We start from the raw sequence: 24,227 nt of genomic DNA on the forward strand, positions 1-24,227 counted from the left end.
TTTCTTCTTGTAATCAATTATGCCTCGGCATAATTGCGTCCGGAATCGGCTTTGTGCTTTGGCCTGCAGATGTTTTTTGTGCGAAAGCGAAGCGACAGCAACACAGCACTGATGCAGGTCAGTTAGCCTTTATCGCATGGATGCGATGATTTTAGGCTAACATCCTTTATTAACTCATTTCCGATTCTGTGACATCCGCCGGAGGCTTTAATTTCTGTAGCTGACGCTGCGCTTTCGCTACAGAAAACATTTGTACCTGTCGCTGCGCTTTCGGTCAAAAGATATCTGCTGAAAGAAGTTAAAAGCACTATATTTACCATGCCATGAAATTTAGAAAATGGAAATAAGAAATTTTTAAAAGTGTTACTTTCAGACTAATCAGAAAGGATAGGGGAGCTGATTTTCGCTACAGGCTACTTGTTTCCCTGAGGGCGTAGCGTGAGATTTGATACCCCTTCTTACTGTGCAGTCAAGTACATATTTTGAGGGAGAGTCATTAGTTTAAGTTTTTTTTAAGAGGCGTGACGTATGATGAAGGAATAAATAATTTGTGAGTTAAAGCGTATTAAAATTTAACAAAAAATCATCTCAATGGGAGAAATGATCTATTGTGGGAAAATTCAAGTTAAAGTTATCGTTTGTTATTGTTAGTATGACGGTAATTGTTGTACTTGCGACTGCTAGTATTAGTATTTGGAGTAGCTATCGAAATTTTAACGACATTCTTATGCAAAATAAGATTGCCATGCAGGAAAATTATGTGAAGGAAGTTTCAGTAATCACGGAGAGATACGTACAAAAAAAACAGATGGAACCAAATCAAGATAAGTCGATTGAACCTTATATGGTGCAAGTGGTTGACAAGTTACTTGATGAAAGAGTTGTTTCATTTAGTGCGTTCATAAAAAGTATAATCGTTCCTTTACTATTATGGTTAGTTGCAGTACTTGTGGTAGCTGTATGGCTTGCTTTCAAAATTGCACGACCTTTAAAAAAGCTTTCTACTAGCGTGGAGAGAGAAGAAGTACAGAAGCTTGAAGAAATGGATGACTGGTATTACGAAGCACATTCATTAAAAAAAGTAGTACAAAACATGGTCATAAGTTCGGAAAGCGAAATATTTGATTTAACGAGTCAACTGAATTTAGACTCCTTAACGGGAATTCCTAACCGTAGAAGGATGGATCAAATTTTAAATGAGCTAATCGTCAATACAGTGCCACATACAGTAGTGTTAATAGATCTAGATGACTTTAAAAGTATAAATGATACATATGGACATACTGTAGGGGATGAAGTTTTAAAAGCTTTCGCAAATCATATGCAGAAGGCCATTGAGCAACAGGGAATGTGTTTTCGATATGGTGGGGAAGAGTTTATGGTTATATTACCATCCACGACAATAGATGTAGCATTAGAATTGGCGGAGAATGTACGCATTAAGCAGGCCTTGTTAGATACGGCATGTGGAAGGCCAGTGACAATGTCTGCCGGCATTACAGCATTTACAGCAAATATTAAGACTGCTAATCAGATCATTACAATGGCAGATAAGGCATTATATAAGGCGAAACAGTCAGGAAAGAATTGTATCTGTGTCGTCGAAGAATTATCTGGAGAATTAATCAAATGAATATCAGCCAAACTCAAATAATAAATTTTTTCTTTTACAATTAATATTAAATAAAGGTCTGTTGATTCGAATGAATACCGTAAATGATATTTGCAAAACGCATGTTAGTATATAAGTCGGAACGGAAATCAACCCCACGCTATGGTGGTAAGACAGTTGATTTTCATTACTGGTGAAATGAATACGAGATAAGAGACCATCGAGAGTTATCTTCTCGATGGTCTCTTAGTTTCCGACAGATATAGCGTTAAATAGCTCAGTCGTTTCTTGCTCTGGTAAAATACCGAGATCTGCTAACAAGGTACTTTTAAAGGTATTGTAAACCTTCACTGCACTTGCTCGATTATCCACTTCTATATAGTGCTTTATTAGCTGCTGTATGGTTTTATCGGAATATGGATTATGGTCTATTGTTAAAAGTAAAATTTGCTCTCGTTTCTTAACATCATGAATTTCTGTATAATGCTCTACTAAATCATGAAGTAAAAGAGTAAATTTGTTGTTCATAAAATTTGCTTTACTAGTAATCCAGGGATAATCTAAGGTGGCCATATACTCACCTTGGTAGCTTTGTATTAGTGCCTCAGCCCTCTCTACATCAATCTTTCCAGTCTCTGCTTTAGCATTTAAAATATGCTCTAATTCATGGACATCACATTGAAAATCCTCTATTTGCAAAATATAACAGCCATTTGCATACTGTATGACTTCTAAATAGCCCAAAGTTGAAAGCGTAGTACGTAGATAGGAAACTGTTGTATGTAACTGTACCCTTGCTTTTTTTAATTCCGTATCTGCCCATAAAGCATCGATGATTGTATCACGAGGGACTTGGCTATTTAGGTTGGAAAAAAGAAAGGCAAATAATTCTTTTGTTTTAAGCGTTCTCCAATGGACGGCTTTGTTATTGTATAAAACAACGAATCCTCCAAAGCATTGTATTGCAAGAGCGGGTTTATTTCGTATTTGTATAGGAGTTGATTTATTTTCTAGGTGAAGGAGTTCTTGGATTCTGTTAATAGTTGTCTCTAGACGAGCTTTTGAAATAGGTTTTAGTAAATAGTCTATGGAGTGAATTTCAAATGCTTGAACAGCATAGTCCCGATACGCAGTGACAAATACAATAAAAATATTCTTGTTCCATTCTTTTAATAGCTGTGCAATCTCTAATCCGTTCATGCCGGGCATTTCAACATCTAAAAATGCTACTTGAAAATCCAAGCTCGGTCCCTCTGCCAGCAAATCTTTTACAGTTGTAAAAGATTTAATGACCTCTATTGAATTAAATTCCTTTAACTTCTTCTCCATATTTATAAGAGCTAATGGCTCATCATCCATTACTATCACTCGAATCAAAAAGGGCACCAACTTTCAAATATTAATTTTAACTTCTCTCAGCAAATGTTTTCTGTAGCGAGAGCAAAGCGACAGCTACAATTATGCCGAGGAATAATTGATATGTAGTGAAGTAGGTTAAATTGAAATGTCAATGACTGACCCTTTATGTGGATGTATAGCCACTTGTTGCTGTGGCAGATCTTTTAATAAATTGATAGCAGCTGCAGTATTTAGATTGAGCGCATTTTGCATAACACTCATTTGTACAGTTTGTTGTAGCTCCATAATCTGAGAAGACATTATTGTATTAACTTCCATCCTACATTCCTCCTTTACCATATTATCGGATAAAAGCACTGATTTTCCAACATATAAAAATTACAAATAGTTTTGCAGTGGTTTTACCTTAAAATTGTTCAATTTACCAAAAATATAATCGATATTGTATATTTTTCCTCCATTATAGTAATAATTCGTAATATCAGGTCCGTTGTCCTGAGTTATTAATTGCATTCTCTAGTATTGCTTGCATAAAAGAACCTAACTCTAGTGTGCTAGCAGCAGATTGCAAAGTATTAAAATATGGAGGTTATAAAATATGAAAAAACAAGCTTTAGCTTTAGCTGGAACATTAATCTTGGGATTAGGTTTATTTGCTAGCCCATCATTTGCTAAGGACAAAATCTCTTTTTGGCCATTCGATACATTGTGGGGAGTCTCGAAAATTTACAATTTATCTTTAGGAGATTATGAGCCACTGAATGAGACAGACTCGACATGGTTTTATCCAGAGCAAGATTTAAATGTAGTCGAGCCGAAAATTGATAGTGATCAACATTTCGTTGAGGCCGGGGATACATTATTTACAATTGCGCGCGTAAATGGAGTGTCAGTGCAAGAATTAAAGGAATGGAATAACCTTCCATCTGATCTAATTTATGTAGGTGAATCATTAGCTATCAAAGCATCAGCGGCAAAACCTAAAACTGCTGAAAGCAAAACTACAAAAGTGGCAACGACATCAAGTAAAAAGAAAGTAACGACATCGAGCACAAAAACAAATACAGTGAGTGCTCCAACAAATACAGGCAAAACGTTAACTATGCGAGCAACTGCCTATACAGCGTATTGTGAAGGATGTTCGGGGATTACAGCGAATGGAACGGATATCAGATCGAATCCAAACTTAAAAGTAATTGCTGTAGATCCGCGTGTAATTCCTCTTGGTACAAGAGTTTGGGTTGAAGGTTACGGAGAAGCAATTGCAGCAGATACTGGCGGAGCGATAAAAGGTAATAAAATTGACGTATTTATTCCTACCGAGGGACAAGCTCGTCAGTGGGGCGTCAAAAGTGTAACTGTAAAAATTTTAAATTAATGTAAGTGGAAGGGTGTCTCCTTGGGTTGGAGATATCCTTTTATTTTGCATTGTTTTTAAGAATCAACATTGATTAAAAGCCAAGTGTACAAAGTTTACTCTGTAACCAACAATTCACAAAATTCTCAGTGGAATTGCATAAGTGGAAGGATTGTTGGCAACCATCTGAAATAGAGGAGGTATTTTCATGAAAAAAATGAGCTTAATAATTATTTCTTTATTAGTATTTGTCGGTGGTTGTAGTTTCTTTGAAAAGAAGGAGCAAAAAGTGGCAGTTAACGCAAGTTCAGGACCAACTGCAACTGCGAAAGTAATTGGTAAAAATAATGAAAGCTACGGCAATGCATATTTTGAGGAAGAGGATAATGGGGTTAAGGTGACACTCGCACTATCAGGATTGCCAGCCGGAAAACATGGCATTCATATTCACTCCGTTGGGAAGTGTGAACCACCAACATTTGAATCGGCAGGTCCTCATTTTAATCCAACGAGTAAAGAGCATGGGAAGGATAATCCTAAGGGATATCATTTAGGAGATCTTCCGAATTTAGAGGTTGGAGAAGATGGTAAAGTTGATCTGAATTTCTTAGCTGAAGGGTTAACTTTAGAAAAAGATGCTGCTAACTCATTGTTACGTGATGGAGGCACTACATTAATCATTCATGAATCTGAGGATGATTATAAAACAGATCCTTCTGGTAATTCTGGTGCTAGAATTGCTTGTGGCATTATTCAATAAGGAAATTGAATCGACTGTATCTGGAGTAAAACACTTTAGATACAGTATTTTTGTTTTGGGGGTAAAAATCGACAACAAATGATTAATTTCCTGAAATCAACCACTTTGGTCTATGGAAAAAATAACTCGTCATCATAACGTAGGGTTGATTTCCGTTCCGGCTGGGCGCTTTGTTGTTGCTGTCGCTTCGCTTTCGCACAGACAAAACAGTTGTTGCTGTCGCTTCGCTTTCGCACAAAAAACATCTGCTTCGCTGCGGGGTCTCGGGCCAACACGATGTTGGTCACGAAGGAGTTATCACAGGATGTGATGGTTTTAGCCTTCGTTCCTCTATTGCTAATCCCAAGGAGTCGCCCAGCCTCCACTCCAATCAACTTATATACATAACATACATTTTTATAAAAGATAAAAATAAAATATGCATTTTTCATACATGTAGAAACTAAAAATGTTTTCTTGAAAAAAAGAATTTGATAGCTTAATGTAGATAAATTTAGTGTGAAGGAGATATTGATAAACGTTGGGAATAATGAGTATTTAAGAGAAATAGCATAATTATAAAAGACTGAATTTACAATAAATAGATTGACATTATTATACTATGTTTGATAATTTTAAATAGATTCTTATTTTTAACCAAAGGGGGAAGGTTACTATGAAGAAAAAACAATTCAGGTTATTAATGCTATTAAGTGCCTTTGCGCTATTGATTTTGGCTGCGTGTGGGTCTGATAGCGGAACAGGTTCAAAGGACACGAATAAAGGAGATTCGGCGTCGTCTGAAAAGCCATCATCCGACATTAAATTTTTGAACTTATTAACAGGGGGAACGCAAGGTACTTACTATGCACTAGGTGGAACGTTTGCTGATTTTATTTCTAAAGAAACGGGCATTAAAACAACTGCTGAAGTATCTCAAGCATCTGCTGCCAACATGACGGCTTTGCAAGATGGTAAAGGTGAAATTGCATTTGTACAATCAGATATTGCTTATTACGCTACTGAAGGAAAATTTATGTTTGATGGCAAAAAAATCGATTCAATTGCTGCTTTAGGTGCACTTTATCCAGAAACAGTACAATTAGTAACGACTGAAGCATCAGGCATTAAATCATACGCTGATTTAAAAGGGAAAAAGGTTTCTGTCGGTGCGCCAGGTTCTGGAACTTACGCAAATGCTGAACAATTACTTGAAATTCATGGTCTAAAAATGGATGATATCAAAGCACAAAACCTTGACTTTGGTGAGTCTACTGACGGCCTTCAATCTGGCCAAATTGATGCGGCGTTTATCACTGCAGGTACACCAACTAGTGCAGTAGAGGCATTAAACGCGACAACTAAAGTAAATATTATCGGTATGGATGCTGGTAAAGCAGATGAGTTAATTGCTAAATATCCTTACTATGCAAAAGATACAGTAACAAAAGGTACGTATGGTATTGCAAATGATACTGAAACAGTTTCAGTACTGGCGATGCTAGCGGTTAAAAAAGATCTTCCAGAAGATGTTGTTTATTCGATGACGAAAGCTATTTATGATAACGCAGGTAAAATTTCTCACGCTAAAGGGGCATTTATCAAAGCGAAGACAGGTTTAGACGGTATTAGTATTGATGTTCACCCAGGTGCTCAAAAATACTTTGATGAAAAGAAATAACGGAACATTCGGGTTTGGATTTTATCAAACTATAGCTTAAAGCGAGTAAAAAGTTATTTTCTTAATACGAAGAGGCTCGGATTGCGTAAAGCTTCGAGTCTCTTTTCTTCCGTTAAGTATAAGTCGTGAGTAATAGCGAATAGTTTTAACTTCTTTCAGCGGGTATTCAAACACCTGTATCTGTCGCTGCGCTTTCGGTACAAAAGACAATCGCTGAAAGAAGTTAAAGCCTCAGGCGGATGTCACTGAATTATGCCGGGGCATAATTGATGTGGGGGAACAGATGCAGTGCGAAAGAGAACATTAATAATTGTTTTAGCTTTTTTATGTATTTGCTTTAGTATCGTCATTTTTCTTCCTCTTCAAAAGGTATTCGCATTTACGGAAACACGTATAAATGATCCGATAGTGCATTATATACCACTGACAACTGAGGATACATTTGAAATTAGATATACTCACTCTATCCATAAAACGGATGTACTCGAACATTATAAATACATAGATGGAACACGTATTCAAATGTTAGGGATGGAGTATGAAAGTTTAGCAATCGGCATGCCGAGCTATGCAGAAAAAAATCAAACATTAACAGAACGCAATGGTAAGTATTTTTTGCAGTTTGACAATGAAGTCATTGAAAATTTTACGATCTATATTGCCGATTTGGATTTAGACCTTGTATTAGATTACGAGAATTATGAATACGATTTAAAAAAAGACTTACAAAGGGGAAAATCCTATTTATTTGAGGTGAAGCGTTTATCACTTTATGAACAATGGAAAGGAGTAAGGATGAAATGACGACACAGCATAAATCAAACGACGAAGTAAAAAAAGAAGAATTCGAACAAATATCAGCTGAAGAGCAACAAGCGATACTTGAGAAATATGATATTGAATCCAATGTCCGAACGGTATCGGGCATTATGAAGCATGTCATTTTCTTTGGACTGCTAGCGTTTTCATTGTTCCAGCTTTACACGGCAATTAAAGGCCAATTCCCAGCGCAAATTCAGCGTACGATACATTTAGGTTTTGGTTTGACCCTAATTTTCTTGCTATTCCCTGCTCGAAAAAAAGCAGCAAAGAATAAAATAGCGTGGTTCGACTATATTTTAGCGGTATTATCCATTGTAGTAGGTTCGTATTGGACAATGAATTATACAGAGCTTGTTAATAGTAACGGTACCATTACGCAAACAGATTTTATTGTAGGTCTCATAGCGGTCGTGTTGGTGCTTGAAGCAGCCCGTCGTGCAGTAGGTGTACCGATTACCATCATTGCTATATGTTTCTTAATATACGCCTATTTCGGACCGTATTTCCCAGATTTTATGGCGCACAGAGGGCAAGATATTGAGAGTATTGTTAATCTCATGTATTTTACGACAGATGGGATTTTTGGAACACCAATTAGTGTTTCAGCCACATTTATTTTTGTGTTTTTACTTTTTGGAGCATTCCTTGTCAAAACAGGCGTTGGCCAATACTTTAATGATTTAGCGGTATCTCTTGCGGGTAAATTAATTGGTGGTCCTGCAAAAGTGGCGGTTTTTTCTAGTGCACTTCAAGGTACGATTTCAGGAAGCTCTGTAGCGAATGTTGTAACATCTGGATCCTATACGATTCCAATGATGAAAAAGCTAGGGTACCGTAAAGAATTTGCGGGTGCAGTTGAGGCGGCGGCATCTACAGGTGGGCAGTTAATGCCTCCGATTATGGGTGCGGCAGCGTTTTTAATGGTTGAATTTATCGGTCGCGGAATTACGTATTGGGATATTGCGAAGGCGGCTGCGATACCTGCATTGCTTTATTTTACAGGTATTTGGATTATGACTCACTTCGAAGCGAAACGTGTAGGTTTAAAAGGCTTACGTGATGATCAGATGCCAAATCGTCGAGAGGTATTTAAGAAAATTTACCTTCTATTACCGATAATCTCTATCATCGTTTTAATGTTAACAGGTACACCAGTAATGCATGCAGCGCTTTACGGTATTCTTATTTCTATTGGCGTTGCTATGTTTAATAAGGAAACACGTTTAAAACCAATGGATATTATTGATGCATTAGTTGTAGGGGCTCGTACAGCACTTGGTGTTGTAGCGGCAACAGCTTGTGCGGGTATTATCGTAGGTGTTGTTGTGAAAACGGGTCTTGGCTTAAGTTTAGCTAATAGTTTAGTGGAATTAGCTGGTGGTAGTATTATTTTAACGCTGATTTTTGTGATGATTGCTTCCCTAATTCTTGGGATGGGGGCTCCGACAACAGCGAACTATGTAATTACATCAACAATTGCTGCTCCTGCGATCGTAGCATTATTATCACCGAATACACCACAGGAATTAGTACCGGTAGTTGTTTTATTATCGGCACACTTCTTTGTATTCTACTTTGGTATTATTGCCGATATAACCCCGCCTGTTGCACTTGCAGCTTTTGCGGCTTCGGGAATCTCTGGTGGAGATCCAATTAAAACAGGTGTAAACTCAGCGAAGCTTGCTATTGCAGCGTTTATTATTCCGTATATGATTGTATTTTCACCTGCATTGCTAATGATTGATACAACTATACCTGAAATTATATGGGTAGTAATTACGGCCATTACAGGAATGGTAGCCATAGGTGCGGGAGTAATCGGTTATTGGTATCGAAAAATGCTTTGGTTTGAACGCATTATTGCCATTGCAGCGGGTTTACTTCTGATCTATCCAGAAAAACTCTCGGATTGGGCTGGCTTAGCAATCTTTATTGTTATGTTTATTATTCAATATGTAACACAAAATAAAGGTAATGGTGATGACGATCAAAAAAGTAAAACGAGTGCTATAGTTTAAGAAATACGTAAAAAGGGCTTGGGACCGCATAATATTAAATAAAAAGAATCTGCTCATTTTCTGAGTTAGTAAGTGCATGCCTTGTATGTTTACAAGGAATTTGCTTAACTTACAAGCTACAGGAACGAGCAGATTCTTTTTTTGCAGCGAAAGTGGAATAAGAAGCACATACATAACTTAGCACAAAATTTCAAGAAAAATGATTATCAAAATATGTTCAAAAGTATGCAAAAGTTGATTTGCATGTTTTTTTGAGAATTGTTAGTCTTTGATAAACCAAATAAAGGTTAGCCATTTAAAGGTAATTATCCTTTGTTATATTTTCAATGTATTGAAAGGAGATTTCGAAATGAAAAAAGCAAGTTTACTTTTAATGATTATCCTTTTAATCTTTTCTCAATTGTCATTGGGTAATCTATCTGTTTATGCGACAAGCAACAATGAAACTGATATTGTACAATCGAGAAATTTAAAAGATGAAAATATTCTAAAGGATGATGAAAACAAATCACCACCAGAAGATGCTTTTATAATAAAGGATCTTGGCGATGGTGTTGCTATTACTAAGCATTATTTTGGTATATCAAAGGATTATATTAATATACCTGATGAAATCTGGGGCAAACCCGTTATAGAAATAGGGAATGGAGCATTTTCTGGTAAGAGTCTAGCGAGTGTAAAGATTCCGTCAAGTGTGAAAACGATTGGGGAACTTGCATTTTCTAGTAATAAATTAACGAATGTGGATATTCCGCCGAACGTTCGAACAATAGGGCAAAGTGCATTTTTTGACAATCAATTAACAAGTGTAAAAATTCCGGATGGCGTTAAGACAATAGAGGCAGCCGCGTTTTTAAATAATCGATTAACAAACGTAGAGATTCCATCTAGCGTAACAACGATAAAGGATTTTGCATTTACTAATAATAAGTTAACAAGTATAGAGATTCCATCAGGTGTTACATCAATAGGATTTTCAGCTTTCAATGGAAATTCGATAACAAGTGTAGAAATTCCAGAAAGTGTTATAGAGATTAAAAGTAATGCTTTTTATAATAACAGTCTTGATTTTGTAACGTTTACTGGTACACATAATTTCCAATGGTCTGAGAAAAATTCTCCATTCAATCCACAAAAGAAGGAAGGGAGAACGTTTTTGGGTTGGTTTGAAGATGAGGATTTTACAAAAGTTTGGAGTTACTCAGTATCAAAACCAATGACAATTTATGCAAAGTGGAGCCATTATGCTGTCACTTTTGATTCTAATGGTGGAAGTGAAGTTCCGTCGATAATGGTAGCATATAACGAAACAATGGAAGCTCCGTCGAATCCAGTGAAAGAGGGCTACGCATTTGAAGGTTGGTATAAGGATAAAGAACTGACGCAACTATGGGATTTCGATCAAGATGTAGTGAAGAAAGATATCACGTTATATGCTAAATGGGAAAAAACGGAATATACAGTCACGTTTGATTCCGATGGAGGAAGCAAGGTACCATCCCAATCAGTAGAACCAGGTGGCTTAGTGAAAGTCCCATCCACTCCGTTAAAAGAAGGGTACACATTTGCGGGTTGGTATAAAGATAAAGGGCTTACGGAAGTTTGGGATTTCGATCAAGATTTAGTAACGAAAGACATCACGCTATACGCCAAGTGGTCGAAAGTAAGCTATATCGTTACTTTTGATTCCAATGGAGGAAGCAAAGTACCATCCCAATCGGTGGTACCTGGTGAATTAGTGAAAGCCCCATCCAATCCGGTAAAAGAAGGGTACACATTTACGGGTTGGTATAAAGATAAAGGGCTGGCAGAAGCATGGAATATCGATCAAGATGTAGTGGAAAAAGATATCACGCTATACGCTAAATGGTCGAAAGTAAGCTATATTGTTACTTTTGATTCCAATGGAGGAAGCGAAGTTTCATCCCAAACTGTAGGGTATAACGAATTAGTGAAAGCACCAGCTGCTCCAAAGAAGGAAGGCTATACATTCAACGGCTGGCATAAAGATAAAGAATTAACAGTGTTATGGGATTTTACAAAAGACGTAGTGACTAAAAATGTTACATTGTATGCGAAATGGACAAAGGATCACACATCAGGTGGAGGATCTGGCTGGACGCATCTAAACACTGTCACTTTTGATTCCAATGGTGGGAGTGAAGTACCGCCACAAACAGTTGGATTTAACGACCTAGTGAAGGCTCCGTTTACTCCAGTGAAGAATGGCTATCAATTTACTGGCTGGTATAAGGATGTAGAGCTTCAAAATGCATGGGACTTTACGAAAGATAAAGTAACAGCGGACATAACGTTGTATGCGAAATGGACAAAGGATAATGTGTCAGAAGGTAGCTATATCGTTACTTTTGATTCAAACGGAGGCAGTGAAATCCCGTCCCAAACAGTGGCGTATAAAGCTTTAGTAAAAGCCCCTTCTAATCCAAAGAAGGATGGCTACACATTTATCGGCTGGTATAAAAATAAAGAATTCATAAAGGCGTGGAATTTTAAGAAAGATGTAGTCACAGAAGACTTAACATTATATGCTCGATGGATGAAGGAGAGTAAAGGCTGTGATATTGCTTTTAAGGATATTGATCATAACTGGGCAAAAGATATAATTAAAGAAATTGCTAATCGATGCATTATTAAAGGATACCCAGATGGCACTTTCCGACCAAACGATCTGGCTCAACGTCAGCATGTGGTACTTATGATTGACCGTGCGTTACGACCAGCACCAATTCGAGAGGCTGTATCATTTTCGGATGTACCTGAAAACCATATATATTATGAACAAATTACACGACTGCAACGAGCAGGTATCGTGGATGGTTCAAACGGAGCTTTCCGACCAGATGCATATATAACACGTGCCCAAATGGCAAAAATAATGGTGCTTGCATTTGGCCTAACGCCTGAAGGAAAAAGTACGTTTAAAGATGTCGACCCATCACACTGGGCGAGTGGATATATTGCGACTCTAGCAGATCATAACATTGCACTAGGTGATGAAAACGGTAATTTTAGACCGAATGAAAACTTAACACGCGCACAATTTACAGCGTTTATGTATAGAGCGCTTGGTTTATAAGTCTTACTATGAAGGGGATGTATCGTAATTTGATACATCTCTTTTTCTATTCTGAATAAGCGAAACGATAATGTTTCTACACTTTTTTCATTGGTTAGTTTGAAAACTTCGATGTATTTATTTATCAAAAAAATATTTTAATAAAGTTTATAACTGCTTAATACGGGGTATCCATTTAATGGGTACCCATTTATTTCAAACTATTGAAAGGATACTACAAAATGAAAAAAACAAGTTTATTAGTAATGAGCATACTTTTGATATTCTCCCAATTAGCATTAAGTAATCAGCCTGTTTATGCAAATAGCGATAGTGAAGATGATTTTAAAACGACTAGCGTGGACGATGGTGTTGTTATTACAGGGTATAATGGTATATCGAAGGATATTGTTATTCCGAGTGAGATTAAAGAGAAACCAGTTGTAGCAATTGAACAATATGCGTTTTCAAATAAGAATCTAAAAAGTGTAAAGATACCATCAAGTGTTACAAAGATTGGCTATAAGACGTTTTATAATAATCTATTAACAAATGTAGAAATTCCTATAGGTGTTGAAAATATTGGAGGTCATGCATTTAGCAACAATAGTTTAAAGAATGTAGAGATCTCATCAAGTGTTACAACGATCGGGGATTATGCATTTTATAATAATCTATTAGCAAACGTAAAGATTCCATCGAGCGTTACAACTATAGGTAAGGGCGCATTTTATAGTAATCGATTAACAAGTGTAGAGATCCCATCCAGCATTACAAAGATTGGAGAACAAGCATTTCAGAATAATCAATTAACCAGTGTGGAAATCCCATTAGGTGTTCAAAATATTGAAGGTTCTGCATTTAGTTATAATCAATTAGCAAGCGTAGAGATCCCATCAAGCGTTACAACGATTGGACATTCAGCGTTTGCATATAACCAATTAACAAGTGTAGAAATTCCATCAAGTGTTGAGATAATTGAATACGGCGCATTTTCTAGAAATGAGTTAGATTTTGTTATATTTCATGGGACACCTCAATTAAATTCTGACCCTAACGGAGGCCCATTCGATTTTCAAATCAGAGGAGCCAAATACTTTAATGGGTGGTTTGAAGATTCAGGTTGTACTATTAGATGGACTAAATCTGTAGTGCAGCCAATGACAATTTATGCAAATTGGAACACATGTAAGGTGAAAGTAACTTTTGATTCAAATGGAGGAAGTGAAGTTCCGTTTAAAATAGTTACAGCTGGAGAATTGGTGGAAGGACCATCTGACCCAGTGAAGGAAGGGTATACGTTTGATGGCTGGTATAAGGATTCGGAGCTGACAACAGTTTGGGATCTTACAAAAGACATAGTCAAAGAAAATCTAACGTTATATGCAAAGTGGACGGAGGACGACACTTCGGAGCAAAGCTATATCGTCAGTTTTGATTCAAATGGAGGAAGTGAAGTCGCATCAGAAGAAGTGAAAGAAGGAGAACTGGTAAAACCCCCAACTGTCCCAACGAGGGAAGGGCATACGTTTGCTGGTTGGTATAAGAAATCGGAGCTGACAACAGCATGGGATTTTGCAAAAGATAAAGTCGAGGAAAACCTAACATTATATGCAGAGTGGATAGAGGACGACATTGCAGAGCTGAGCTATATCGTCACTTTTGATTCAAACGGTGGAAGTGAAGTCATACCAGTAGAAGTGAAAGAAGGAGAACTTATGAATACGCCAACTGCTCCAACGAAGGAAGGGTATACGTTTGCTGGTTGGTATAAGGATAGCGAACTGTCGGAAGCATGGGATTTTGCTAAGGATATAGTCAAAGAAGATCTAACACTATATGCAAAGTGGAAAGAGGACGACGCTTCGGAGCAGAGCTATATCGTCAGTTTTGATTCCAATGGAGGAAGTGAAGTCATATCAGAAGAAGTGAAAGAAGGAGAATTAGTAAAAACATCAACTGCCCCAACGAAGGAAGGATATACGTTTGCTGGTTGGTATAAGGATAGCGAACTGTCAGAAGCATGGGATTTTGCAAAAGATATAGTGACTAAAAACATCATGTTGTACGCGAAATGGACCAAGGACAATACTACTGAAGGTGGATCTAGTGAAGCTATGCCAAGCTATAACGTCACTTTTAATTCAAACGGAGGAAGTGAGGTTCCATCTAAAGAGGTTTCAAAAGGTGAATTGCTACAAGTGCCGCCTACACCTGTGAAGGAAGACCATACATTTGCCGGTTGGTATAAGGATGAAGGACTCATGAAAGCATGGGATTTCGAACATGATGTAGTAACAGCTAACGAAATATTATATGCTGAATGGACAAAGTATAATTCTTCTAACGGGGGATCTAGCCAAGGTTCGCCAAACTATAACGTCACTTTTAATACAAATGGCGGAAGTGAAGTACCGTCCCAAACTGTTGCCTATAAAGCATCGTTGCAAGCACCTTCTAACCCAATGAAGGAGGGTTATACTTTTGCTGGATGGTACAAGGATGAGGAACTCACAAAAGCATGGGATTTTGCTAATGATGAAGTGATAGAGAATACAACATTATATGCAAAATGGACGAAGCTAGGCAGTGACTGTAATATTACTTTCAAAGATATTGATAATAACTGGGCAAAAGAGATGATTGAACAAATTGCCAATCGATGCATTATTAAAGGCTATCCAGATGGCACTTTCAGACCAAATAACATGATTCAACGTCAGCATGTCGTACTTATGATTGAACGTGCCTTACCTCTAACACCACTCCGGGAAGCTGTACCATTTTTGGATGTCCCACATAGCCATCCGTACTATCAGCAAATCACATTACTCCAACAAGCGGGCATTGTAGACGGTTCAAACGGAACTTTCCGTCCAGATGCTTATTTAACACGTGCCCAAATGGCAAAAATGATGGTGCTTGCCTTTGATTTAACTCCAAGCGGGAATAGCTCGTTTAAGGATGTCGATCCATCACACTGGGCGAGTGGATATATTGCTACACTAGCGGACCATAACATTGCACTAGGCGATGAAAACGGTAATTTTAGACCGGATGAAAACTTAACACGCGCACAATTTACAGCGTTTATGTACCGAGCGCTTGGTTTATAAGTCTTACTATAAAGAGAGATGTATCGTAATTTGATACATCTCTTCCTCTGATTAACCTCAAAGTTCAATCTAAAAAGTAGATAGCTTTTATGCTTTTTATGCATAAAGAGCATCGTTTATTGCTTTTTTTACAAAGATCATTGTATAATTCTTTTATCAGAAAATTCAATTAAATTAAAAGGAGAGATGATTAAATGAAAAATTTGTTTAACTCAAAATTTGAAACATATCTAATGGATCAGGAACTGGAGCTTACTATGGAAGAGGAAAAAAATGAGGAGCAACTATCGATGGTGCATTATGAAGAATATCCTGAAGGTTTTTTTACAAGTTTATAATAAATATTTGAAGGACTGTGCTAAAGGTAGAAAAACTTTTAACACAGTCCTTCGTTTTTTTACATATATTAATCATTTTTGGATCATCATCATAGCGTGTGGTTGATTTCCGTTCCGACTGAACGCTTTGTTGTTGTTGCTGTCGCTACGCTTTCGCACAGAAAACATCCGCTTCGCTGCGGGGTCTCGGGCCAACAGATGTCTTTTGCGCGAAAGCGTAGTGCTAACGAAGCGTCAGCAGCACCGAGGTTGGTCACGAAGGCGTTATCACAGGACGTGATGGTTTTAGCCTTCGTTCCTCTATTGCTGAACCCCAAGGAGTCGCCCAGTCTCCACTCAACTTATATATGGCATACGTTTTAATAAATGTCATCAACTTTTGGTGAGGAGCCTCTTGAAAATATCATTGTTTTTCATATATATAGGTCTAATTCCATATGTACTTTTAAGAAATAGTTTCATGTATAATGGGAAACAAAAATGCGTATAGAGGTGTAGTTATGTCAAATGCTGTAATCTTAGAAGAAACAATTTATCAATGGTTTGATCATTTTCATAAATATCCAGAGATAAGTTGGAAGGAATTTGAAACTACTAAAAAGATTGCGTCGATTTTAGATGAGTTAAACGTATCCTATCGTTTGTTAGGGGATGTTCCGGGGTTAATTGCGGAAATTGGTACAGGTGATGAAATTGTTGCTGTACGTGCAGATATAGATGCTTTATGGCAAGAAGTGGATGGGAAGTGGCAAGCGAACCACTCGTGTGGGCATGATGCAAATATAACGATGGTGCTTGGTGCTTTATTACTGCTGAAAGATCGACCATTGCAACATCGTGTTCGTTTTATTTTCCAGCCTGCTGAAGAACTTGGGAATGGGGCTTGTGCAGCCTTTGAGCGAGGAGCTGTTGAAGGCGTATCGCATTTATTTGGTGTTCATTTAAGACCAATTGAAGAGCTACCACTTGGCAAGGTATCACCTGCTATCCACCATGGTGCGGCTTATTTTTTAGAAGGAACAATACGAGGCACTGATGCCCATGGTGCTAGACCTCATCAAGGGAAAAATGCAATCGATGTTATTATGGCTGTACAACAAATGCTCAATAGTATACATTTATCGCCTTTCGAGCCTCATTCGGCAAAGTTAACGAAGATTGTTGCAGATGGTGGTAGTACGAATATTATTCCAGGTACTGCGAGCTTCTCTATGGATATTCGCGCGCAACGTAATAACCAACTAGAATTGCTTCGTAGTCGTATTGAGTTTGGTTTAACATCAATCAAGCAGCAGTTTGAAATTGATATGGAGTGGGAATGGTTAGATTTCACACCTGGCGCTGAGGTTTCTTCAGTTGCTGCACGTATGGCTAAAGACGCAATTATTGAAACACTTGGAGAAACGCATCTAGCTGAGGAAATAACAACACCTGGAAGTGATGATTTCCATTTTTACACAGTTAAAAAACCTGAATTAAAAGCAACGATGATTGGGATTGGGGCCAACTTAACTCCTGGATTACATCATCCAAAAATGACTTTTGAACGGAATGCATTAATTGATGCTGCAAAAGTACTTGCTTGTGTGTTAGAAAAAAAACCTGAATACGAATAACGATAGCGAGAGGGAGCTATATCAAAAGTGCAAAATTCTTTTGGTAAAGTTCCTTTTTCTTTTCTTTTTTGTAGAAATGTATGAATATTTTGCATTGTCCTTAATAGCTAGTTGAAAGCGTTTTTATGCGCAAAAACAGTCGAAATCGCTCGAGAGGCATAAAATTTTTGCGTTGACTTTTAATTTTTTGAATATTATGCTAAAAAACGTAAAAAATTATTTGCATCTTTGCAAACCAAGATTAACAATTAGCGCAAAAAAGGGGATGGATTCATGAAAAAAGAAATTAATGCAGGTTGGGCACTTCTGACATTTGCAATAATGATTATAGCTATGCTAATTACAGTAGTTGTGTTAGAGCAAAGTCCTCACGTACCACTTATTGTTGGAACAACTGTAGCAGCTATTGTCGCTAAAATGCATGGATTTAAGTGGATAGAAATCGAGGAAATGATGTATAAGGGGATACGTCTAGCTTTACCAGCGATTGTTATTATTATTTTAGTAGGTTTGACAATTGGCGCATGGATTGGCGGCGGTGTTGTCGCAACAATGATTTATTTTGGTTTAAAATTAATTTCTCCAGCTTGGTTTTTAGTAACAATCATGCTGTTATGTTCAATTGTTTCCTTGGCAATTGGTAGCTCATGGTCGACGATGGCAACAATCGGTGTTGCTGGTATGGGTATCGGTTTAAGTATGGGAATCCCTGCAGCAATGATTGCTGGAGCAGTTATTTCGGGTTCATACTTTGGTGATAAGATGTCACCATTATCGGATACTACTAATCTCGCAGCAGGTTTAACAGGCACAGACTTATTTGATCATATTAAGCATATGCTTTATACGACAATTCCAGCTCTAGTCATTGCAATTGTTGTATTTGGAATTATGGGAAGAAGCTTCGCAGACATCTCAATGAAATCAGAAAGTATTTTAACAACATTAAAAGTAATGGAGGACAGTTTCGTTATTTCTCCTTGGTTATTGCTTGTGCCAGTTGGTGTAATTGTATTGGTAGCGAAAAAAGTACCTGCGATTCCAGCTTTAGTTGTCGGAATAATCTCAGGATTCTTACTACAAATCTTCGTACAAGGCGGTACACCTACAATGGCTGTACATGCTTTACAAGAAGGATTTGTTATTTCAACTGGCAATGACATGGTGGACAATCTATTTAACCGTGGTGGCTTAGATTCGATGATGAATACGGTTTCAATGACAATTGTGGCGATGACATTCGGTGGGGTGTTAGAATATTCCGGCATGTTAAAATCACTTATGAATGTTATTGTGAAGTTTGCTAAATCTACAGGAAGCCTAGTTGCTTCAACGATTGCTGCATGTATTACAACAAATGCTACATGTTCTGAGCAGTATATTTCAATTGTTGTTCCATCACGTATGTTTGCGAATGTCTATCGAGAGCGTGGTTTGCATTCGAAAAACTTATCTCGTGCGTTGGAGGATGGGGGAACACTAACTTCTGTATTCTTCCCATGGAATACTTGTGGAGTCTTTATCTTAGCAACATTAGGTGTAGGTGCAATGGAATATGCACCATATGCAATTATTAATTTCCTTGTACCTATTATTTCAATTTTTTATGCATATATCGGATTTGCGATTGTTAAGCTGACACCTGAAGAAATAGAAGCAGCAGAGAAGCGCAAAAAAGAGGAAGAACTAAATGATGCTGATATGGTCATGGCTGACTAAATCTCTTCTGATAGTTAACTAAAGTCTCGCGGATGCAAAGGCATCTGCGAGAGCTTTTCAGTTAATTTCTTTCAGCGGGACGCAATTATGCCGAGGCATAATTGCTCTTAATAGGTTGCAAAGTTTAATTCATATATTGTGCGTGGGCGACCTTGTTGGTGTGTCATTTCTTCACCAACAACTTTAGCATAGCCGTTATCCACTAATTTTTTTATAATGCGCTCTGTTGTACGACGTGTAACCTGTAAGTATTCAGAAAGATTATGGGATGTAAATTGAGCTGATTGTCGCTCTCGGCTAAAATGAATGATCTTGGAAATATTTAATGGACTTAAGCTTGTTTGCTTTGCCATTTGTAAAACATAGGGATCATCTGTTTTTAAAGCTAGTTTTACTTCCGATTTTGGAAATGGACCTAGCAAATTTTTATGTTCATCTAGTATATAAATCTCACAAGGTTTAGCAAATGTTAAAGCATTTTTAGCATTTTGATTAGCCTCAAATATTGAATGGCCATAACCAAATGCTAGATTAAATGGCTTATCAGCTTGTTGTAATAAGTTCTGTAAATTCTCTTTTTCAAGTGCCTTTTGCAAATGCCCAGCTGTCGTATATAGCTCAAAAGAGTACGGTGAAATTTCTTTATAAGTTGAATGTGTAGCTGCTGTGATTTGCGTTAACATGTTAAAGTCTATAGGTTTATCTTCAGGAGCTTCTAATAGTCCAACAACGGCTTTGACAGATTCGGATTTTATAAGAAGTGATTGAGATTTCGTCTCCTCTAAGCATTGAACAATGGAGTTAGTTGCATCTAACATGCGCATTGCAGGTATTTGAAGAGCCTGTAATTCATCAAACACACTATGAATACTTGTTATGACAAAATCAATGCTATTAGCTTCCCATAAAGTTATATGATGCTGCAATATTGATTGGGTAGGTTTAGTGATAGAAATAGGCTGGATATATGGTTTTGGACCATAATACTCTATTTCTGTTAGAACATTTTCTACTATAGTAGGATTCATAACATCAATGGAAATTCTACTTAAAGGTACTGCATGATTAGCTATAAGCGATAATAAGGTTGTGGAAATTGCCGTCTCATCTTGTTTTATATAATTCCAAGGTATTGGTAGTTCTGACAGTGCAGATTGGGCATGTAAATAGGGTAGGGTTCCTCCGAATAAAAGTGCATCACATGGCTTCATTTCCTTTAACAAAACGGGTGATTCTGTAGGTTGCTTGTAAAGATAAAAATCTATTTGAATATTCTCTATGTTTTGTGCGATACTGTTTATACGCTTCATAAATGCTTTCGAGCAGATAACCGCTATTTTAGTAGACATAGGCAACGTTCCTTTTCTATTATTTTTTTGACAATTAGCGACGTATTAGCGACAACTATATTATACAGGAGACTGATAAAAATGAAAGTCCAACAAGTAGAGATTTTTGCAATTCATTTACCACTTATTGATCCATTTATCATCAGTTATGCTACATATGATACAATGCCTTCTATTATTTTGAAGGTTACGACAGACACAGGTATTGTAGGCTACGGTGAAGCAGTACCAGATGAGCACGTAACAGGGGAGACGTGGGAGAGCACGTATGCTGTGTTAAAGAATCAGCTTGCTCCTGCAATCATTGGAGAAAATCCAATGGGCTTTGAAAAACTTCATGATAAATTGAACAAAGTTGTGAAGGATGTGCCAGCAGCGAAAGCAGCGATTGACATTGCTTGTTTCGATATTGCAGGTAAAGCGTTACAAGTTCCAGTGTACCAACTACTAGGTGGGCGTTATCATGAGAAATTCCCGATTACGCATGTACTGAGCATTGGAACATCTGAGGCGATGGCAGAAGAGGCGGCTAACCGTGTAGAGATGGGCTATCGATCATTTAAAATGAAGGTAGGGACAGAGGTAGCTCGTGATGTTGCTCGTATCAAAGCGGTACGTGAACGTGTTGGTGAAGACATCGCAATTCGAGTAGATGTAAACCAAGGGTGGGGCAATGCGTCAACTACTTTACAAGGTTTACGTGCATTAAAAGATTTAAATATCGATTGGTTAGAGCAGCCAGTTGATAGTGAAGATATTGATGGGATGGTAGAAGTGAAGTCGAAAACAGATGTACCATTAATGATTGATGAAGGACTTCGCGGTGTACGTGAAATGCGTGAAATTATTGCAAAACGTGCTGCAGATAAAGTCAATATTAAATTAATGAAGTGCGGTGGAATTTATCCTGCTATGAAACTAGCAGTGATGGCTGAAATGGCAGGCATTGAATGTCAAATCGGTTCAATGGTAGAATCATCAGTTGGTTCAGCAGCTGGCTTCCATGTAGCATTCTCTAAAAAAATAATGACGAGTGTAGAATTAACAGGTCCATTAAAGTTCTCTAAGGATGTCGGAAACTTACACTATGATGTGCCATTTATTTGTTTAAATGAAAAACCAGGATTAGGTGTAGACGTAGATGAAGAAACCCTTAAAGAATTATGTAAGTTCTCAACAATTGTAACAGCCTAAGGAGGCGGCGAAATGGAAAAAATTTATGAAGGCATGCTTGGAGAAACGCCGTTTTTTGTTACAACATTAAATCTTCAGCATTTGCAAGAAATTGAAAAATTACAGCTTGAGGTTTATCATTCATTAGCAGACCAAAGTGTTTTACAGCCATTAAGCACTGAGGAATTTGACTATATTTTAAGTGGCAATGGCATGATGATAGGTGCTTACGTAGGGGATGAGTTAATTGCCTTTCGCGCACTATTGAACCCACCTGTTGATGACGAGCACCTTGGCTATGATTGTGGGATTGTCGAGGATGAATTTCATAAAGTTTTATATCAAGAAATATCGAATGTCTCACCAACATATCGTGGCTATGGATTACAAAAAACATTAGCCCAAATTGTCATGGGTCATATCGATTTAGAAAAATATGATTATGTATGCTCAACGGTAAAGCCATATAATATCCCCAGCTTGAAAGATAAATTTTCTCAAGGGTTAGTGGTAAAGGGATTAAAAATTAAGTATGTAGACAAGCTACGATATGTTTTCTATAAAGACTTGCGACAAGAGCTACCAACCTTTACAGAAAAGATGACGATTTCGATGGATGATACGGTTGGTCAGCAACAGCTTTTGAAACAGGGTTATATAGGTACTTCTATGTATGAGAATCAAGATGATTGGTTCGTCGTTTATGAAAAATAAATAATAGTAAAAAGCCTTACCTTTTACTTATTGTGAGAGGTAAGGCTTTTTGGTTTAGGAGATTTTTATTTCATCGGGCAAAAGCCACAAGCCATTAAACCTGGTATGTCTTTTGAAAAACAACATGATTTCCGTACGGGAACGTTCACTAAATTAGTGGGGCTTTGACCTCCTGTATATTGTGCCCACCAAGATTTATTGGAGAAACGAGCCCATGTTTTAGGGTCCTCTAAAGCTTCAATATCCTCCATTGCTTGATCGGCTAGTCCAGGATTAGAAAGCAATATGTGATAGTGCCAAAGTAGATATCCAAAGAAATTCTCCCAAATAGTAAGAGGGGAAATAGATGTTACTTTACGGAGCTGTTGAACGATTACATGCCCATCATATAGAATCTTCTCAATAACTGCTTGTCGCTCATCCTCATCGACATAACGCCAATCATTGGGGTTAACAAACATTGCGACTGTAAAACTGTCGAATTCTTTTGCTGCATCAAAGCGAAGCTCGATTGGTTTACCGGCCCACACCTCGTCATAGGCGGCAAGCATGTAAAGTTGCATAGCGAAAAACATACCGTAGCGGCGTGAAAAATGAGAAATAGCGGCTGTTTCCGTTGCTGCGTCTGTAATGCCCATCATAAGGTTTAAAAAGTCAGGATGGTAAAAGTCCTTATGTATATCAGCTAATGTAAATAGTGTCCGCTTTGGTTCTGTCGTATAAATGCTATAGGAATTCAATTGTCGAACTTGATCCATCGTTAATGCTGGCATCGTGATCACCTTTTCTTTCAGTCTTCTGCTACTTCAATTATAAATTAATCATTTTTGCTTCACAAATGGTATGCAATATAGTAAAATACATTAAACATATCTGAAAGGTAGGTTTTAAAATGTCGCAGCCTCATGCAATTCCAAGGCCGCTCGTTCGACTCAATCAATGGACGATTCTGTTAAGTGTCATTCTAACGTGGGTAACAGGGTTCACTTGGATTTTAGCAATTCCTTTAGTAGCAAATTTACTTGGTGTTTTATGCAATTACAATCCTATTATTCGAGTAGGGAAGCTGTTTCTAAAAAAGGCTCCATCTACTTATATACCAGAGGATGCACAACAACAAAAATTTAATTCTAATATTGCTAGCTTTTGTTTAGCAGGCGGAATTTTAGGTTACTTGCTTAAATGGCAAGTGGTTGGCTACCTCTTTACGGGAATTGTTGCAATAGCTTCATCGATAGCAATTGCAGGCTTTTGTATAGGTTGTTTCCTACATTTTCAGCTAAAGCAATGGCAATATCGTCGCTCGCTGAAAAAGGCATAAAAAAACTTTAAAAAATTTTCAGATTAATGTTGACTTTATAATTGATAATGATTATCATTATCGTATAAAGATTATTCCTCCCCTACAATACAGTGTAGAGAGGATGAACTTTAGCTACTTTTCTCCAGAAGTTTGCTAGTTCATGAAGACGCTCCTAAAACCCCCCTCATTTTTTGGGAACGTAAAATCTCTAGACGACTCACTCCATTGTGATTGA

General features: G+C 37.4%; 18 protein-coding genes. 14 read left to right on the top strand and 4 right to left on the bottom strand.

Annotation, left to right across the window (positions count from 1 at the left end; genetic code table 11):
- The first annotated feature begins 610 nt into the window (after nt 1-610).
- Nucleotides 611-1,633, top strand: a complete 1,023-nt coding sequence (locus ABH966_RS24015; protein ID WP_370082885.1) for a GGDEF domain-containing protein — start codon at nt 611-613, stop codon at nt 1,631-1,633.
- Nucleotides 1,634-1,858: 225 nt separating this feature from the next.
- Here ABH966_RS24015 and ABH966_RS24020 read toward each other — a convergent pair whose 3' ends face one another.
- Together ABH966_RS24020 and ABH966_RS24025 are read right to left on the bottom strand one after the other, a co-directional pair.
- A complete protein-coding gene (locus tag ABH966_RS24020) occupies nt 1,859-2,980 on the bottom strand; it encodes a response regulator (protein WP_370082930.1) in 1,122 nt (373 codons plus the stop codon).
- Between the two features lie 126 nt (nt 2,981-3,106).
- Nucleotides 3,107-3,289 (bottom strand): putative motility protein, encoded by a 183-nt coding sequence (locus ABH966_RS24025; protein ID WP_370082887.1) that lies wholly within the window; start codon nt 3,287-3,289, stop codon nt 3,107-3,109.
- A gap of 280 nt (nt 3,290-3,569) precedes the next feature.
- On the opposite strand from ABH966_RS24025, the gene ABH966_RS24030 reads away from it, so the two are divergent.
- The 10 genes from ABH966_RS24030 to nhaC all read left to right on the top strand — a co-directional run bounded on the left by ABH966_RS24030 (nt 3,570) and on the right by nhaC (nt 19,453).
- Nucleotides 3,570-4,349, top strand: a complete 780-nt coding sequence (locus ABH966_RS24030) for a 3D domain-containing protein (RefSeq protein ID WP_370082889.1) — start codon at nt 3,570-3,572, stop codon at nt 4,347-4,349.
- 187 nt (nt 4,350-4,536) lie between these two features.
- Nucleotides 4,537-5,088: a superoxide dismutase family protein gene (locus tag ABH966_RS24035; RefSeq protein ID WP_370082891.1), complete on the top strand. Its 552-nt coding sequence runs from the start codon at nt 4,537-4,539 to the stop codon at nt 5,086-5,088.
- Between the two features lie 655 nt (nt 5,089-5,743).
- Nucleotides 5,744-6,748, top strand: coding sequence for a TAXI family TRAP transporter solute-binding subunit (locus ABH966_RS24040; RefSeq protein ID WP_370082893.1), 1,005 nt, complete (start codon nt 5,744-5,746; stop codon nt 6,746-6,748).
- A 288-nt stretch (nt 6,749-7,036) separates the two neighbouring features.
- Nucleotides 7,037-7,552 (top strand): DUF1850 domain-containing protein, encoded by a 516-nt coding sequence (locus ABH966_RS24045; RefSeq protein ID WP_370082895.1) that lies wholly within the window; start codon nt 7,037-7,039, stop codon nt 7,550-7,552.
- Nucleotides 7,549-9,588 carry a TRAP transporter permease gene (locus ABH966_RS24050; RefSeq protein WP_370082897.1) on the top strand — a complete coding sequence of 680 codons (2,040 nt, stop codon included), beginning with the start codon at nt 7,549-7,551 and terminating at the stop codon, nt 9,586-9,588. The genes ABH966_RS24045 and ABH966_RS24050 overlap by 4 nt, the downstream gene beginning before the upstream one ends.
- A gap of 349 nt (nt 9,589-9,937) precedes the next feature.
- The gene (locus ABH966_RS24055; RefSeq protein ID WP_370082899.1) at nt 9,938-12,685 is read left to right on the top strand and encodes an InlB B-repeat-containing protein; all 2,748 of its coding nucleotides are present in this window, start codon (nt 9,938-9,940) and stop codon (nt 12,683-12,685) included.
- Nucleotides 12,686-12,906: 221 nt separating this feature from the next.
- Nucleotides 12,907-15,780, top strand: coding sequence for an InlB B-repeat-containing protein (locus ABH966_RS24060; protein WP_370082901.1), 2,874 nt, complete (start codon nt 12,907-12,909; stop codon nt 15,778-15,780).
- A gap of 194 nt (nt 15,781-15,974) precedes the next feature.
- Complete coding sequence (locus tag ABH966_RS24065; RefSeq protein ID WP_370082903.1) at nt 15,975-16,118, top strand: hypothetical protein; 144 nt, start codon at nt 15,975-15,977, stop codon at nt 16,116-16,118.
- 500 nt (nt 16,119-16,618) lie between these two features.
- A complete protein-coding gene (locus ABH966_RS24070) occupies nt 16,619-17,734 on the top strand; it encodes an amidohydrolase (protein ID WP_370082905.1) in 1,116 nt (371 codons plus the stop codon).
- A 273-nt stretch (nt 17,735-18,007) separates the two neighbouring features.
- Nucleotides 18,008-19,453 carry a Na+/H+ antiporter NhaC gene (gene nhaC, locus ABH966_RS24075; RefSeq protein ID WP_370082907.1) on the top strand — a complete coding sequence of 482 codons (1,446 nt, stop codon included), beginning with the start codon at nt 18,008-18,010 and terminating at the stop codon, nt 19,451-19,453.
- 107 nt (nt 19,454-19,560) lie between these two features.
- Here nhaC and ABH966_RS24080 read toward each other — a convergent pair whose 3' ends face one another.
- Nucleotides 19,561-20,802, bottom strand: a complete 1,242-nt coding sequence (locus ABH966_RS24080) for a hypothetical protein (protein WP_370082909.1) — start codon at nt 20,800-20,802, stop codon at nt 19,561-19,563.
- 81 nt (nt 20,803-20,883) lie between these two features.
- Between ABH966_RS24080 and ABH966_RS24085 the strand changes: the two genes are divergently transcribed.
- Together ABH966_RS24085 and ABH966_RS24090 are read left to right on the top strand one after the other, a co-directional pair.
- The gene (locus tag ABH966_RS24085; protein ID WP_370082911.1) at nt 20,884-21,996 is read left to right on the top strand and encodes a mandelate racemase/muconate lactonizing enzyme family protein; all 1,113 of its coding nucleotides are present in this window, start codon (nt 20,884-20,886) and stop codon (nt 21,994-21,996) included.
- 12 nt (nt 21,997-22,008) lie between these two features.
- The gene (locus tag ABH966_RS24090; protein ID WP_370082912.1) at nt 22,009-22,689 is read left to right on the top strand and encodes a GNAT family N-acetyltransferase; all 681 of its coding nucleotides are present in this window, start codon (nt 22,009-22,011) and stop codon (nt 22,687-22,689) included.
- 65 nt (nt 22,690-22,754) lie between these two features.
- Here the strand turns inward: ABH966_RS24090 and ABH966_RS24095 are convergent, their stop codons facing one another.
- Nucleotides 22,755-23,462, bottom strand: coding sequence for a Fe-S oxidoreductase (locus ABH966_RS24095; RefSeq protein WP_370082914.1), 708 nt, complete (start codon nt 23,460-23,462; stop codon nt 22,755-22,757).
- Between the two features lie 119 nt (nt 23,463-23,581).
- Here ABH966_RS24095 and ABH966_RS24100 point away from each other — a divergent pair, with 119 nt between their 5' ends.
- Nucleotides 23,582-24,010, top strand: a complete 429-nt coding sequence (locus tag ABH966_RS24100) for a DUF4395 domain-containing protein (protein ID WP_370082916.1) — start codon at nt 23,582-23,584, stop codon at nt 24,008-24,010.
- Nucleotides 24,011-24,227: the final 217 nt, after the last annotated feature.

The sequence above is a fragment of the Lysinibacillus sp. RC46 genome (assembly GCF_041262385.1).
In the GTDB taxonomy this organism is placed as follows: domain Bacteria; phylum Bacillota; class Bacilli; order Bacillales_A; family Planococcaceae; genus Lysinibacillus.

What these genes read in the sequence shown, in the direction of transcription:
- ABH966_RS24085 (WP_370082911.1), top strand. Translation starts at nt 20,884, where the DNA reads ATGAAAGTCCAACAAGTAGAGATTTTTGCAATTCATTTACCACTTATT.
- ABH966_RS24035 (WP_370082891.1), top strand. Translation starts at nt 4,537, where the DNA reads ATGAAAAAAATGAGCTTAATAATTATTTCTTTATTAGTATTTGTCGGT.
- ABH966_RS24040 (WP_370082893.1), top strand. Translation starts at nt 5,744, where the DNA reads ATGAAGAAAAAACAATTCAGGTTATTAATGCTATTAAGTGCCTTTGCG.
- ABH966_RS24055 (WP_370082899.1), top strand. Translation starts at nt 9,938, where the DNA reads ATGAAAAAAGCAAGTTTACTTTTAATGATTATCCTTTTAATCTTTTCT.
- ABH966_RS24090 (WP_370082912.1), top strand. Translation starts at nt 22,009, where the DNA reads ATGGAAAAAATTTATGAAGGCATGCTTGGAGAAACGCCGTTTTTTGTT.
- ABH966_RS24100 (WP_370082916.1), top strand. Translation starts at nt 23,582, where the DNA reads ATGTCGCAGCCTCATGCAATTCCAAGGCCGCTCGTTCGACTCAATCAA.
- ABH966_RS24050 (WP_370082897.1), top strand. Translation starts at nt 7,549, where the DNA reads ATGACGACACAGCATAAATCAAACGACGAAGTAAAAAAAGAAGAATTC.
- ABH966_RS24070 (WP_370082905.1), top strand. Translation starts at nt 16,619, where the DNA reads ATGTCAAATGCTGTAATCTTAGAAGAAACAATTTATCAATGGTTTGAT.
- ABH966_RS24080 (WP_370082909.1), bottom strand. Translation starts at nt 20,802, where the DNA reads ATGTCTACTAAAATAGCGGTTATCTGCTCGAAAGCATTTATGAAGCGT.
- ABH966_RS24025 (WP_370082887.1), bottom strand. Translation starts at nt 3,289, where the DNA reads ATGGAAGTTAATACAATAATGTCTTCTCAGATTATGGAGCTACAACAA.
- ABH966_RS24095 (WP_370082914.1), bottom strand. Translation starts at nt 23,462, where the DNA reads ATGCCAGCATTAACGATGGATCAAGTTCGACAATTGAATTCCTATAGC.
- nhaC (WP_370082907.1), top strand. Translation starts at nt 18,008, where the DNA reads ATGAAAAAAGAAATTAATGCAGGTTGGGCACTTCTGACATTTGCAATA.
- ABH966_RS24030 (WP_370082889.1), top strand. Translation starts at nt 3,570, where the DNA reads ATGAAAAAACAAGCTTTAGCTTTAGCTGGAACATTAATCTTGGGATTA.
- ABH966_RS24060 (WP_370082901.1), top strand. Translation starts at nt 12,907, where the DNA reads ATGAAAAAAACAAGTTTATTAGTAATGAGCATACTTTTGATATTCTCC.
- ABH966_RS24065 (WP_370082903.1), top strand. Translation starts at nt 15,975, where the DNA reads ATGAAAAATTTGTTTAACTCAAAATTTGAAACATATCTAATGGATCAG.